Raw genomic sequence first — 13,458 nt, forward strand, 5'->3', positions numbered from 1 at the left:
GCATGCCGCGTAGGAACCGCTCCACCGACGTGGTCGGTGCGGGAGCGCTCGGCACCAATACGGGGAGGAGAGCCACCGCGTCCTCCCGCCCGCTGCTCCGCCGCACGGTCGCGCTCGGCGTGACCGTGGCTCTCCTGGGCGCGGCGATGCCCGCCACCGGGGCGCCCGTCACCGCCGCGCCGCCCTCGGCCGAGTCCGGACCGCCGGTCGTCACCCCCGCCGACATCCGGTTCCGTGACGACACGCTGCGGCCCGGCAGCGCCCGCGAGGTCGGCCTGACTCCCGAAGAGGTGGATCGCCTCCCCACCGAGCTGGCGGCCTACCTGCAGCCGACCCCGGACCATCCCGGTCATCCCACGTACGCGGGTGCCGTGGCCCTGGCGGCCAAGGACGGTGTGATCGTGCAGCACGCCGCGGTGGGAACGGCGGTACGGTACGCCGCCGTCGGACCGGCACCCGGACTGGTCGGGGTAGAGCTTCCCGCCGACCAGCAGATCCCGATGCGGCCCGACACCATCTTCGACATGGCGTCGGTGTCGAAGCTGTTCACCGCGATCGTCACCATGCAGCTGGTCGAGCGGGGACGGGTGGACCTGGACGCTCCGGTCGCCCGGTACGTTCCGGAGTTCGCGGCCGGCGGCAAGGAGGCCGTCACCGTACGCATGCTGCTCACCCACACCTCGGGGCTGCCCGCCTTCACGGCGCTGTGGAGCAAGTACCCGACGCCGGCCGAGCGGATCGCCGCCACGCTCGCCACGCCGCTCACGGCGCCGCCCGACACCCGGTACGTCTACTCCGACCTCGGGCTGATCACACTCGGCGTACTGCTGGAACGGGTGACCGGCCGACCGTTGGCCCACCTGGTCCGGGACGGCATCACCGGGCCGCTCGGCATGACCGACACCGGCTACAACCCGGGGCCGGAGCTGCGGTCGCGGATCGCCGCGACCGAGTACCAGCCGTACGCCGGGCGCGGCATGGTCTGGGGCGAGGTGCACGACGAGAACGCCTGGTCGCTCGGGGGCGTGGCCGGGCATGCCGGCATCTTCTCCACGGCGGCGGACCTCGCCCTCCTCTGCCAGGCCCTACTCAATGGCGGTACGTACCGTGGGCAGCGGATCCTGCGGGACGACACGGTGCGGGCGATGCTGGTCAACTACAACGCACGGCTGGAGTCGGCCGATCCGGAAAGCCGCCGTGGACTCGGCTTCGAGCTGAACAAGCACTGGTACATGATGGGGCTCTCCTCCCCCGTGACGTTCGGGCACACCGGCTTCACCGGCACGTCCGTCGTCATCGACCCGCTCTCCCACTCGTTCGTCATCCTGCTCAGCAACCGGGTGCACCCCGACCGCGGCTGGGGCAGCAACAACATCGCCCGACGCGCGGTCGCGCGCGGACTCGCCGAGGCGATGCCGGTGCGCCCCCGGTCACGCGAGGCCTGGCGGGCCGACCCGCGCGACCTCGCGACGAACACACTCACCGCACCGCTGCGCCGGGCGGCGCGGGGCGGGACGGCGCGTTTCCTGCTGTGGTACGACACGGAGCCCCGCTACGACAGCGCCCGGTTCGAGGTCTCCACGGACGGAGGGCACACCTGGGCTCCGGGGCGGATGCTGCTCCACCAGGGGAACCGACGGTGGACCAGCGACGGCACGGTCACCGGCTACGGCGGCCGGGTCTGGTGGCAGGTCACGGTCGAGCTGCCCGACCAGGCGACCCACCTGCGCTGGAGCAGCACCACCGATGGCTCCAGCCAGGGCCGCGGGGTTTACGTCGACCAGATCATCGCTACGGACCGGAACGGATTGCTCTTCCAGGGCGAGGGTGGCGACGGCTCCCGACTCGTCGCCGACGGATGGTCACCCGCCCGCGACTGACGTCGGGAGGGTGTCGCGGGCCCAGTCGACCAGACGGCCGGCGAATCCGGAGTCGGCGAAGACGTGCCGGATCGCCTACGTGCTGCCGCTGCCAGTCGACGGGACGCTCGTCGTCGCCTCCACAGCGATGGTGGAGAGTGGGTGCTGCGGGGTGCCGCAGACCGTGGCGGATAGGCTCCGGCGCTTCGGTCGGGGCCGGCACATGATTCGCGGTACGAGGGTAAGGCATACCGATGGCGAATGGTGAAGCAGCGGAATTGACGGAGACATGGGAACCTCAAACCTGGTCCTATCCGGTCAGTGCTGATCCACGGCCACGCCTCACCGGCGTGCGCCCGTCAGACAGTCGACGAGGCCAGCGTTGACGGGGTGGCGGCCAGTGCGGGCCACCGACACGGGCTTGAACGGACGTGCCGCGCGACTACTGACCAGTGAGCCGACCGACGATGCGGGATGGCCGGCCGATCTGCCGGCCGGTACGACGGACGTGGTCATCGTCGAGGACACTCCCGGCCCGACAGCCACTCTGAAGGTACAGACCAGGGGGGACGCCGCGCCGAGGAACGTGCGGGTGAGGTTTGACCAGCTCGCCGTACGTGATGCGTTCGGGGAAGGGTGACTGCGGTGTCGATGGGACTGATCCAGATCGCGGTCGTCGGACTGGCTGTGCTTCTGCGACTGACAGCCTTCGGCTGGTTCGCCATCATCGCGGCCATCGTGAGCGCCCTGTCGCTCGGCATCGTGCCCGCGATCGTGCTGGGGCCGCTGATCTACGCCGGATTCTCCGCTCCACAGTCTGCCTGGCCCCTGCTCATCGCGGCCGACGTCCTGCTCCTGGTGTGTGCGTTGGTTTTCGAAGACGGCGGCGACAACACATCCGCAAGTCCGCTACAGGTGCTCACCGGCAGTCGTGGGCCGTCCGGTCGCGCCACGGACAGAGCGTTCCGGTCCTGCGGCATCGCCTACCTACTGACCCTGCCGGCACTGGCGATCTGGACGATTGCCGGTTAGCGCTCCAGCCGTGGTTGGTAGATTCGCTGTCTTCGCGCCTGGCTGCGCGAGAGCAGCTTCTGACGCGTCTTCCCCGGGGTTGTGGTCAGCGGACCGGGATGCTTGCCGCCCGCCTCGGTCATCCGCACCGGCGAGGTCGGCCGTTGAAGCGGCTGGAGGTCACGTCTGCTCGAACTCCTCCAGGTACTCGACCAGGTCGGGGACGGTTGCGAGCACCGGCGCATCGACGCTCGCCCGGATCAGATCGGCCTGCGCGTCCCCGCGCTGACCGTCGAGGACGACGACGACGAAGGTGGCCGGAAGCAAGCGGTGGATGCCGCCCTGGCGAGCGGTCGCGGTCATCGCCCTGCAGACTCGGGCGATGGCGCCGTCGTGTGCCACCTCGAGTGCGCCCGCCGCCTCGCCCCGTTCGGCGTCGGTGCCGACGGGCGCGAGGAACTCCTCGGTGAGGTGGTGGTACCACGGCCGCATCGCCTCGCTCACGGCGTCCAGGACGTCCCACCGCCATTCCGGCGGGGCGAACCGCGTGGAGTATCCGTGGTTCCGGTGCACCGCAGCCTCGGTGTTGGCGGCGAGAGCCGGCGGGAGGATTTCGATGTCGTCGCTGTAGAAGAGGTGGAAGGCCGCGGCGTAGAGCCGCTCGTCCGGATGCGCCGCAGCGAGATCGGTTAGGGCCTGGCATCCGCTGTCATGCCATGCCGTCTCGAAGGCGTCCCAATCCACTGGCGCACGCTACCGCGTCACCGGCTCTGTAGTGGCCGGATGATGACGGCCGACCGTGAGATCGCGACGGCGCGGTGCGATCGCTCAACCCAGCCGAACACGTAGCAGTGATAGAAACATCTCAATACCAACGACCCGCACGTCAGCCGTCGTGGCCGCCGCTGCCGACGTAGTATCGAGCCCAGCTTCGGCTGGGACCTTCGCGCAACGTTCTCCTCTCTTGCCGACTGCACGTCACCCGAGGTGACATCAGAAAGCCCTTGCTGCTGTGGGCGCGACGATCAGGGGGTCGGACATGGGTGACGCAGGCCGCAGCGTCGACACCGGAAACGCCCCGTCCGGTTCCCGCGGCGACCGCCCGGGTGGCCGGCCCGTCCGGCCAGTCGCCGCCGTGCTCACCACGGCCCTCCTCGGCCTGGCCTCGACGGCCACCTGGTACATCGAGCGGCGGTCCGATTCGCTGGAGCAGCAGCAGCGTCAGGAGGAGCAGGCGCTGTTCGAACGGGCGTGCAACGACCCGGTCTCCGCCGCGGCAATGGTGATCAACATGCCGTCCTTCGCTAGCCGTTGCCCGGTGGGACTGCGGCATCTGCTCTCCATACCGGCCGACGAGGTCCGCCCGGGCCCGGCACTGGTCGACGCCTACCTGGACCGGCTGTTCGTCCTGCTCGGCGCCCAACTGCCCGGCGGCGACGTCGGACCGTACCTCAGCGCGCTGCACCGCGACGACGACCACGCCGCCGCCCTCCGCACGGCGAACCGGGCCGTCCGGTCCTGCCAGGCGGTACTGCCGACCGACCCACCCACGCCCACGCCGGAAGCCTCCGGGCTACCGGCGGGCTTCTGGGACGACCCGCAGCGGATCGAGGTACGCCCGCAGCGCTCGACGGTGCGGGTGAGCGGCGCGCCGGGCGGCGTCACGGTGATCGACGTCCGGCTGGTCGAGGCGACCCCGTCCTGCCTGACCCGCCCACCGGAGGAGGTGCCGGTGCCGCGGTACATCGGCACCACCGCCCTGAGCCTGTCCTTCAGTCTCGGCACCGGCCCGAGCGGACAACAGGTGTGGCTGGTCGACCGCATCGACGCCTGCCCGGTGCACCCGGACCCGCTGGCCTCGGCCCCGATCACCGGCACCGACTCACTGTCCCGGCACCGATCGATCCGGGCGAGTGCAACCGACTCCCTCTTCGCCTACGCCGGGAGCACCTGCCCATCGCCGACCAGCCCGCGGTAGGCCGCCTGTCCCCCTGCGCGCGAACAAGGCCACGCAGCGTGGGCCGGGCAGGGGTGGCCCGCTCGCTACGGTTCATCTGGCCGATCGAGGTTCGCGCGACCCTGTCATTCAGTGGCGAGCACGAGAGCGTCATCGTCGACGCCGCTCTCGGTAGCCGGGCACCCGGGCGGCGCGTTCCGGCGTCGCGGGAACGCCACGGCCCGGCCGTGCGGCAGCCGCGACCGGCGTACGGTGTCCGGTCGCGGCTGCCGGGCGACGGCGTCAGCGCTGCGGCAGTGGCCTGACCAGGGTCGGTGCGCCCGGCGCTGGGACGACCGCCGGCACCCGGGCAGCGGTGGCGGTCCGCGCCGCGACGGCGCTCTCACCGACCAGAGCCGTGTTCAGGAACGTGCCGACCGCCTCGCCGATCGGGTCCGGCGTGCCGGGCAGCGCGTAGTGCGTCACGTTCTGGGCGAGGCTCACCTGCCGCCGACCGTCCGGGGTGTGCAGCGAGATGGCGCTGTGTCCGAAGACCAGGCCGTCGTGCCCCCAGACGTCGCCGGTGGGCCAGGTCATCCGGTAGAGGCCGAGCCCGTAGCCGGCGGCCTCCGGCTGGGCCGGGTCGAACGGCACGGTGGTCTTCATCGCGGCCAGTTCGGCCGGGCGGAGCAGCCGGCCACCGAGCAGCGCCCGGAAGAAGGTGTTCAGGTCGGCCATGGTCGAGACGAGCGCCCCGGCCGTCCAGGCCCAGGACATGTTGCTGACGCTGAAGTCGCGCAGCTCGCCCTCGTACCACGGGACGTAGCCCCTGCTGTGCGGGCCGGCGATCCGGGGACGCAGGCCGGGGAAGTACGTCTGCCGCAGCCCGAGCGGCCGGAGGATCCGCCGGTACACCTCGTCGGTGGCGGACCGGCGGGTGACCCGCTCGATGATCAGCCCGGCCAGGATGTAGTTGGTGTTCGAGTAGGAGAAGGCCGCGCCCGGTGCCCCGGTCGGCGGCTGACCGAGGCCGGCCCGGACGAGTTGGCGCGGCGTGAACGTGGTGGAGCGGTGCCGCTCGATGTCTTCCGGGGTGGCGAAGATGACGTGGTCGTAGTCGCTGATTCCGCTGGTGTGGTCGAGCAGCATCCGGACGGTCACTCCGGCGACCGCGAACTCCGGAAGGTACCGGCCGATCGGGGCGTCCAGCGCGATCCGGCGCTCACCGACGAGTTGCAGCAGCGTGGCGGCCACGAAGGTCTTGGTGATGCTGCCGACTCGGTGCTGGAACCCGGGCAGCACCGGTCGACCGGTCGTCACGTCGGCCACTCCGCTGGCGCCCCGCCACCGGTCCCGTCCGTGCCGCGCCTCGGCGAACACACCGGGCATGCCGGCCTCGGTGATCGCGCGCAGGTCGGCGGTGAGCGCCGCGTCCGGCAGCGACCCGGCGGGCGGACGGCCGGACGCGAGTGCCGGGCCGGCACCGGCCAGCAGGGGCGTCGCGAGTGCCGTACCGGTGGTGGCCAGCAGGAAACTGCGGCGTGACAGGTGCATGTCGCCTCCCGTGTGACGTAACTGCTGCCCATGGTGCCCCGGGCCGCCACCTGGAAACGTCGGTCTGTGGACCCATATCGGTCTCCCCACCGGGGATGACCCGGGCTCCGACCCACTCGGGAGAATCCGTCCGACCAGCGACGGTATGCGCCGATGTCCGATGCGGTGCCGTTCGCGCGACCGCCGACCGCGCAGGCGGATGCGGCGGCGGTGCGCCGCAGCGTGGATCCGTGGTGACGACCGTCAGGCGGCCGTGCGCGACCACTGCTGGTTGGTGCCGGTGTTGCACGGATACTGCTTGAGGATCACGCCGTCCGCGGTCGATGCGGCCGGCACGTCCACGCATTTGCTGCTGTGTCGCGCCCGGAGCTGGAAGTAGCTGCCGTTGGCGACCATCTCGAACTGCTGGTTGGTGCCGGTGCCGCAGGTGTACTGGACGAGTTCCGCGCCGTCGGCGGTGGAAGCGCTCACGACGTCGAGACACTTCCCGCTGTGTCGGCTGACGATGCGCCAGTAGCCGCTGCCCGCGTCCTGGAACTGCCACTGCTGCCACGCACTGCCGCCGTACGTGTACTGGCCGACGCGTGCACCGTTGTCGGTGTTCGGCTGCTGGACGTCCATGGCCTTGCCGCTGTGCCGCACATCGATCCGGTAGAACGTTCCCGTCGACGGCGGAGGCGTCGTCGGGCCCCCGCCGATGGTGTCGCCCCATCCATAGCGGACCCGGTCGGCGCCGGAGGTGTTGCGGACGGTCAGGTTGAGGTCGGTGCCGCTCCCGCTGAAGGAGAACATGGAGTACCAGTCGTAGCCGATGCTGCCGGGCTTGCCGCCGAGGGCGGGCCAGTAGGTGCCGCCCATCTGGTTGTCGCGCATGACCTGGGCCATGGCGCGGACGTGGCGGACGAAGTTGTCGGTGCTGTTGGCGTCGGCGTAGTTGCGGCCGTCGTTCATGGGCGCGCCGAATTCGGTCGCCACCGCTCGGGAGGCGCAGTTGCCGAGGCGGGTCTGGATGTGGCTGCGGAAGGCGTCGTAGGTCATCGGGCTGTAGAAGAAGGCGTAGTGGTGAAAGGAGAGCAGCGTCGAGGTGAAGCGGGTGTCGTTGCAGATGTCTCGCAGGTCCTGGCTGTAGCCGGTGCCGCCGACGAGTACCCGGCCGGGCACCGCCGAGTGGTGGTAGCTGAGCCAGTTGGCCGCGACGTCGCGCCACTCCGCGGAGCTGTAACCGTGCGGCTCGTTCATCGGCTCGAAGTAGACGTTGGTGTTCGAGCCGTAGGTGTTGGTCACCGTGGACCACATGGTGTTCCAGGCGGCGAGGTTCGTGATCCTGCCGCCGGAGGCGGCGCCGTCCTCCCAGTAGGCGAGGATGACCTTGAACCCGCGGGCGGTGGCGGCGTCGATGGCGCCCCGGTAGGCGTTCCACCACGTCGTCCCCACCGTGTGCGTGTTGATGGGCAGTCGGACGGTGTTGACCCCCATGGTGGAGGCCATGTCGTCGTAGAGGGCATTGGCCTTGGCCCGCACCGTCGCGTTGCTGTCGGACGAGCTCAGGCCCTGCACGACGAGCGGGCCGGTGCTGAAGTTGTCTCCCAACACGGCCCAGTTCATGCCGCGGAAGTGGTTGGTGGCGGCAGTGGCCGGCGCAGACGTGACGACGACGCCAACCATCCCGGTCATCGCGGCCACCAGGGCGATCAGCAGCCGACGCACCGACCGGATGTTCCGCTCCTTCCGAAACCTCATGGTGTCTCCTCACTCTCGGGCGATCGGGCGGGCCTTGGCCTCGCGCCGCCGGAACCTCGTCCGGCGGAGGCTGTCCAGGGCCGGTTCAGCTGGTGACGCGGAAGGTGGCGTCGGCGCGGCTCTGCGCGTCGGTGATCGGGTCCAGCCGGAGCAGGTAGTCGTAGTGGCGGAGGTAGCGGTCCGGGTGGCTGTAGGACTGGAACGACGTCCACGAGGAGTTGGCGAGGCCGGCGACCTGCCGGAAGGTGGCGTCGGCGGCGAAGGTGGCGGTGCCGTCGGTGGCTTCCAGCCGGAAGTCGAACCCGTAGTGGCGCAGGTAGTAGCCCGGGTAGTTGACCGACTGGATGGAGACGGTGCCGGAGCCGGCCAGGCCGGGCACCAGCCGCCATTGGCCGTCCTGGGCGGGGCTGACGTTCGCGTCGATGCGAGCGTCGTAGTCGGCGTGCCGCACGTACCGGTCCGGGAGGTTGTACGACTGGATCCGGTTGACCGCGCTGGCGGGCCAGCGGGCGAGCACGCGGTTCTGTTCGGCGGCGGTCAGGTTGAGGATCGAACCGTGCCGCTTCTTGGTGCCGCCCATGGCGTACGAGCCGGCCGTCGGCAGCCGGAAGCTGGCCGGGCTCGACGGGTTGGTGCTCAGGACGGGCAGGTAGCCGCGCCCGCTGGCGTACTGGTCAAGGTAGAGAACCCACTCGTTGCGGGTGTTGAACCTCATCCACATCGGGCCCTCGACCTGGGAGCCGGTCAGCCCGATGCCGGACAGGTTTCCGAGGTTCGTCCAGGCGCCGAGGATGGAGTTGCTGCCTTCGATGGCGATCTGGCCGTCGCGGGAGGCCCGGACGTAGCGGTAGGCGCCGACTCCGGCCGGCACCTCGACGATCTGGGTGTCGATGATCTCCTGGCTGCCGGGCCGGTCGACGTAGATGTGCGGGGTGGTGATGGTGCGGAAGTTCGTCGTGCGCGCGTAGAAGATGCGGTGCTTGGTCACCCCGTTGAGCGGGACGTTCGTCGCCCAGTAGAGGACGTAGTCGCCGGTGGCAGGGTTCCAGATCGCCTCCGGAGCCCAGGCGTTGCGTCCGTCCGGAATCACTCCGGCCACGTTCAGCAGCCACGGCGCCGACCAGTTGACCAGGTCGGTGGACTCCCACACGACGAGGTTGCGGCTGCCGTTGTTGATCGCGGTGGACCAGTCCTGGCCGCAGCCGATGCACAGGTCCGTGGCGACGATCCAGTACCGGTCGCCGCCGGGCGAGCGGACCAGGGCGGGGTCGCGGACGCCGCGGGTGCCGACGGTGGACCGCAGCACGAGCCCACCGTTGTTCAGGTCCGTCCAGCGAAGGCCGTCGGTGCTGTGGGCGAGGTGGATCTGCTGGTCGGTCGACGACTCGCCGGTGAAGTGCGCCATCAGGTAGCCGACGGTCGGATCCAGCGCGGCCGCCTCCTTCGGTGTCGCCGCCGACCAGGTGGTGAACAGCAGGCACGCGGCGACCGCGACCGCACAGAGCCGGGCGAGGACTCTCGACATGGTCCTACTCCTTTGCGCGGGGTGGTTTGCCAGCCAGCTGGAGGGTCGGTACGACGGGGCGGATGGTGCCGTCGGTGTCGAACTCCATCCGGTCGATGGCGGTCTCCCGGTTGGTGCCGTCACCGGCGGGCACAACGAACCGGTGGTGGGCGGACGTACCAGGTGTCGCTGCCGGGTGCCCGAATCACGGAGTGGTGGCCGGTGCCCTTGAGGCCGGCTGAGACGACCGGGTGGTCGACACGACTCCCCTGGCACTGATCATCGATGTGAGCGATAACATGATCGGAGCGTGGACGGCGGGATTTCCCTTGTTCTGACAGTGGATGATCGGCCGCTCGGGGCAGCTCCGACGCGTCACGCTCGCGTAAGAGCATGGTGGTCTACTCGTTACGTTCTTGTTGCGAACAAGTGTTAGCGATCCCATCTGGGCTGTCAAGGAATCGAACATGCTCGTTCACTTCGGCCCGCCGACGCTCTCATGTGCCACGAGCCGGTGCGGGCGGATCGCGGCATGCGAGGATGCCGGAAGCCGTGCGCAGGGCCGGTCGTGACGAACCGAGCGCTTACCCTGACGAGGATGAACGTCCGGCAGCGCAAGAAGCTCACCTCCCGCCTGATGGCGTCGCTGCTGCGTGACGACCTTGCGGCCGTGCTGACGTCTCTGCGTGCAGGTGCCGACCCGAATGCGGCAGACCGCGATGGCACCACACCCCTCTACCTAGCCTCGGTGCAGAACACACCTGCGGCTGTGCGGATCCTCCTGAATGCCGGCGCGGACCCGAATGTCGAGAGCGGACACGGCGACGAGGGCACTCCGTTGACGGGGGCCGCGGCCTGGGGACACACGGACGTCGTACGCGAACTTCTCGCGCAGGACGCGGATCCGAACCTTCGCGAGGACCATGGCAGCGGCCTGTCGCCGCTCGACTGGGCTGTCCGAGGCGGCCACTCCGACACGGAGGCTCTCCTGGTAGCCGCAGGCGCGACCTGCCGTCAGCAGACACATCAGCGCTCCCCCACCGCCGGCCACAGCCGCTTCTATCCTCTCGGCTCGCGACGGCTTCACCTTCCCGAAACCCGCACCAGCACCCGCCCACCATCAGCCCGGTAGTGGTGCTCGGTGCCCGGGATCGGCAAACTCCTTCAGCGAACTCCCCACCGGTCGGTCCGCCCGTCACCGGCCGACCTCCACGACGAACGGGCCGTCCTCGACTGTCGATCGGGGCGCATGAGATGCCACCGACGCGGGCACACAAGCGGCATGGCAGTGGTACTCGTGACTGGCGCATCCGGATCGATCGGGCAGATGCTGCGGCATCGGCTGGGTCACCACGAGCTGCGCCTCACCGACGTGCGGGCCGCAGCGGGCGTCGAGGCGCTCGACGTCACCGACGCGACGGCGGTCGACCGGGCCTGCCAGGGCGTCGACGCGGTCGTGCACCTCGGTGGGCTGGCCGGCGAAGCCCCGTTCGAGGACGTGCTCGCCGTCAACGTCCGTGGCACCGAACGGGTGCTACAGGCGGCGCACCGCAACGGGGTGCCCCGGGTGGTGCTGGCCTCGAGCAACCACGCGGCCGGGCTGTACGAGCGCCGCGACGCCGGCCCGGAGGGCCTGCCCGACGACGTACCGCCCCGCCCCGACTCCTACTACGGCTGGAGCAAGGCGACGATGGAGGCGCTGGGCAGGCTGTACCACGACCGGTACGGCATCCACGTCGTCTGCCTGCGCATCGGGTCGTGCACCGAGCGGCCCGTCGACCCGCGCGACCTGTCGGTGTGGCTCTCCCCGGACGACGCGGCGCGGCTGGTGGAGGCGTCGATCACCGCTGACGGCTGGCATCTCGTCTGGGGTGTCTCGGCGAACACCCGTCGCTGGTGGTCGGCCGCCGGGGGCCGGGCGATCGGCTACCTCCCCCGCGACGACGCCGAGGCATGGGCGGCGACCGTCGGCGAACCGGACCTCACCGCGTCGGAACACCGTCTGGTGGGCGGGACCATGGCGGCCAGACCGCTCGGAGCCGCGTGACCACGGCACGCCGTGGAGCTTGCGGACCACATCGGCTTCGGGGGCCGGGGCGAGGCGGTGTCCGCCGTGGTCGTAGCGTCTGGTGGTCCGGACGTCGACGTATCCGAGCTGCTCCTCGCCGAGGTCCTGACCGCTCGGGGCGTCCCCGTCGACGCCCTGTTCCGCCCCGATGACCACGAGCCGCCGCTCGGCCACGAGTATCAGCTCGACCTCACCACCGAGGCCGGCAGGCAGGTCCTGGACAGGATGGTGCTGCACCTGCAGGCGCACACCGTCCGGCCGGCCGACCACGGGCGGGTCGTCAGCACGCGGTGGCAACTGGATGGAGCCGGCCCTGCACCCCTGCCATGAGGGTGCGCACTGCTCGTGCCGGCACATTGGTCCTCGGCTGACCTTGGAATGCCTTCATGGCGTCGACTCCGCCCGGCCTTGCGGATCCATGCCCGTCTGACAGCAACCACTTCAGTCCTCGCCGTGCGTGCGCGGGGAACATGAAGTACCCGGAGTCGGAGCTGTTCGGCGCGGGATCACCCCGCGATGTCGAGCGTGACGAGGTGGCCTTCGCCGATCGCGTGCGTCAGACCATTGACTCCGGGCACCAGCCGGCCGACCCGCGCCGACAGCCGGGTGCGGGCGACGACGTTGCCGGCGCGGTCGATGGTGACCAGCGAACCGTCCGCGAAGGCGAACAGCACGCCGCCGGACACCGGAGCCGAGGCGCGGACAACGCCCTGCGGTAGATGCCGTACGTCGGTGACCGCACCATGCACCAGATCGACGACCGCGATACCCGCGTCATCGACGAGCCACAGCGTGTCCTCGTAGAGGATCGGCGTGGGTGGGCGGAGATCACGCTCGTGGCGCCACATTACCCGCACACCGCTCGCCGGATGAAAAACCATGACCGTGCATCGACCACTGAGAAACGTGACACGGCCATCGTCGCTGACTCCATAGCTGCCGCCAGCATCGGAGACGACCACCGGCTCCGGCAGCGACCACTCCCCCAGAACGGCCCCGGAGGCGGCCATCACCAGTAGTTTCGGCAGACCGCTGCCTGCGACGAGCACCGCATCGGCGGCCCCGTCACCGTCGGGCCTCCACCGGACCGGCTGCGGCCAGGCAACTGGACCGACCCCGGCAACCGCGCCGTCGTCGAACGGCAGGCACCTGCCGTCGGCGAGAGCCACCCGCGTCAACGGGTGGTAACCGCGCCACCCTCCCGACAGGACAACAGCACCGCAGACGCTGACGTGGTACCGCCGAGTCAGGCCGGGCGTCGACCACAACCGCAGTCCACTGCCCAGGTCGAAGCAGTGCAGGACACCTGCCTGACTCAGGTAGAGGCAGCGCTCACCCGCGATGACGGCCGTGCCCCAGCAATCCTCGACACGCTGCTCCCACAACCGCGCCCCGCTGTGCGGGTCCAGCCGGACCAGACGCGAGTGCCGCTCCGCCACGACGAGGGAACCGGCCGCCACCGCCATCGCCTGCAGGCCCGACCTCAGATGCAACGGCCGCGACCACAACACGCTGACCGACTGATCCACCACAGCGGCATGATCGCACGTACCGGCACGACGGTGACACGTACGTCCTCGGGGCCCGGAGGCCAGTTCGATCTATGTCTGGTACGGGTCCCAGTGCGCGGCGTAGCGCAGCAGTGAGCGGGCCGACGTCCTCGTCTCTGGGGGCGACGAGGGCCCGCAGCAGCCGGGCGTCATGCGGCCAGCGCTGGGCGTCAGGGTCGTCAACGCCGCGCAGGTGCGCGGCGAGGTCCGGCAGGGTCAGGCCGGGACGTCCGCTC

The 13,458-nt window shown here is 70.3% G+C and carries 12 protein-coding genes; 6 read left to right on the forward strand and 6 right to left on the reverse strand.

Translation table 11 applies throughout. The features are described from left to right. The first annotated feature begins 2 nt into the window (after nt 1-2). A complete protein-coding gene (locus AB0F58_RS24965) occupies nt 3-1,880 on the forward strand; it encodes a serine hydrolase domain-containing protein (RefSeq protein WP_357147493.1) in 1,878 nt (625 codons plus the stop codon). 624 nt (nt 1,881-2,504) lie between these two features. Further along, complete coding sequence (locus AB0F58_RS24970) at nt 2,505-2,891, forward strand: hypothetical protein (protein ID WP_357147496.1); 387 nt, start codon at nt 2,505-2,507, stop codon at nt 2,889-2,891. Nucleotides 2,892-3,050: 159 nt separating this feature from the next. On the opposite strand, the gene AB0F58_RS24975 is transcribed toward AB0F58_RS24970, so the two are convergent. Next, nucleotides 3,051-3,614 carry a DUF4303 domain-containing protein gene (locus AB0F58_RS24975; protein ID WP_357147499.1) on the reverse strand — a complete coding sequence of 188 codons (564 nt, stop codon included), beginning with the start codon at nt 3,612-3,614 and terminating at the stop codon, nt 3,051-3,053. Between the two features lie 391 nt (nt 3,615-4,005). On the opposite strand from AB0F58_RS24975, the gene AB0F58_RS24980 reads away from it, so the two are divergent. After that, entirely contained in the window at nt 4,006-4,848 is an 843-nt protein-coding gene (locus AB0F58_RS24980) for a hypothetical protein (protein WP_357147502.1), read from the forward strand. Nucleotides 4,849-5,109: 261 nt separating this feature from the next. Here AB0F58_RS24980 and AB0F58_RS24985 read toward each other — a convergent pair whose 3' ends face one another. The 4 genes from AB0F58_RS24985 to AB0F58_RS25000 all read right to left on the reverse strand — a co-directional run bounded on the left by AB0F58_RS24985 (nt 5,110) and on the right by AB0F58_RS25000 (nt 9,758). Beyond that, complete coding sequence (locus tag AB0F58_RS24985) at nt 5,110-6,360, reverse strand: serine hydrolase domain-containing protein (protein ID WP_357147504.1); 1,251 nt, start codon at nt 6,358-6,360, stop codon at nt 5,110-5,112. Nucleotides 6,361-6,603: 243 nt separating this feature from the next. Beyond that, nucleotides 6,604-8,100 (reverse strand): RICIN domain-containing protein, encoded by a 1,497-nt coding sequence (locus tag AB0F58_RS24990; protein ID WP_357147507.1) that lies wholly within the window; start codon nt 8,098-8,100, stop codon nt 6,604-6,606. An 85-nt stretch (nt 8,101-8,185) separates the two neighbouring features. Then, a complete protein-coding gene (locus AB0F58_RS24995; protein WP_357147509.1) occupies nt 8,186-9,625 on the reverse strand; it encodes a glycoside hydrolase family 43 protein in 1,440 nt (479 codons plus the stop codon). A 4-nt stretch (nt 9,626-9,629) separates the two neighbouring features. Beyond that, on the reverse strand, nt 9,630-9,758 hold the full coding sequence (locus AB0F58_RS25000; RefSeq protein WP_357147512.1) for a hypothetical protein: 129 nt from the start codon (nt 9,756-9,758) through the stop codon (nt 9,630-9,632). A 444-nt stretch (nt 9,759-10,202) separates the two neighbouring features. Between AB0F58_RS25000 and AB0F58_RS25005 the strand changes: the two genes are divergently transcribed. From AB0F58_RS25005 to AB0F58_RS25015, 3 genes are all read left to right on the forward strand, one after another. Next, nucleotides 10,203-10,736, forward strand: a complete 534-nt coding sequence (locus tag AB0F58_RS25005; protein WP_357147515.1) for an ankyrin repeat domain-containing protein — start codon at nt 10,203-10,205, stop codon at nt 10,734-10,736. A gap of 150 nt (nt 10,737-10,886) precedes the next feature. After that, nucleotides 10,887-11,651, forward strand: a complete 765-nt coding sequence (locus AB0F58_RS25010) for an NAD(P)-dependent oxidoreductase (protein ID WP_357147517.1) — start codon at nt 10,887-10,889, stop codon at nt 11,649-11,651. Nucleotides 11,652-11,663: 12 nt separating this feature from the next. Further along, the gene (locus AB0F58_RS25015) at nt 11,664-12,002 is read left to right on the forward strand and encodes a hypothetical protein (protein WP_357147520.1); all 339 of its coding nucleotides are present in this window, start codon (nt 11,664-11,666) and stop codon (nt 12,000-12,002) included. A 176-nt stretch (nt 12,003-12,178) separates the two neighbouring features. On the opposite strand, the gene AB0F58_RS25020 is transcribed toward AB0F58_RS25015, so the two are convergent. Next, nucleotides 12,179-13,204, reverse strand: a complete 1,026-nt coding sequence (locus AB0F58_RS25020) for a PQQ-binding-like beta-propeller repeat protein (RefSeq protein WP_357147522.1) — start codon at nt 13,202-13,204, stop codon at nt 12,179-12,181. Nucleotides 13,205-13,458: the final 254 nt, after the last annotated feature.

Source organism: Micromonospora sp. NPDC023956, from assembly GCF_040639195.1.
Lineage (GTDB): Bacteria > Actinomycetota > Actinomycetes > Mycobacteriales > Micromonosporaceae > Micromonospora.

Coding starts and splice junctions, on each gene's coding strand:
- AB0F58_RS24965 (WP_357147493.1), top strand. CDS start 3: ATGCCGCGTAGGAACCGCTCCACCGACGTGGTCGGTGCGGGAGCGCTC.
- AB0F58_RS24985 (WP_357147504.1), bottom strand. CDS start 6,360: ATGCACCTGTCACGCCGCAGTTTCCTGCTGGCCACCACCGGTACGGCA.
- AB0F58_RS24990 (WP_357147507.1), bottom strand. CDS start 8,100: ATGAGGTTTCGGAAGGAGCGGAACATCCGGTCGGTGCGTCGGCTGCTG.
- AB0F58_RS24995 (WP_357147509.1), bottom strand. CDS start 9,625: ATGTCGAGAGTCCTCGCCCGGCTCTGTGCGGTCGCGGTCGCCGCGTGC.
- AB0F58_RS25005 (WP_357147515.1), top strand. CDS start 10,203: ATGAACGTCCGGCAGCGCAAGAAGCTCACCTCCCGCCTGATGGCGTCG.
- AB0F58_RS25010 (WP_357147517.1), top strand. CDS start 10,887: ATGGCAGTGGTACTCGTGACTGGCGCATCCGGATCGATCGGGCAGATG.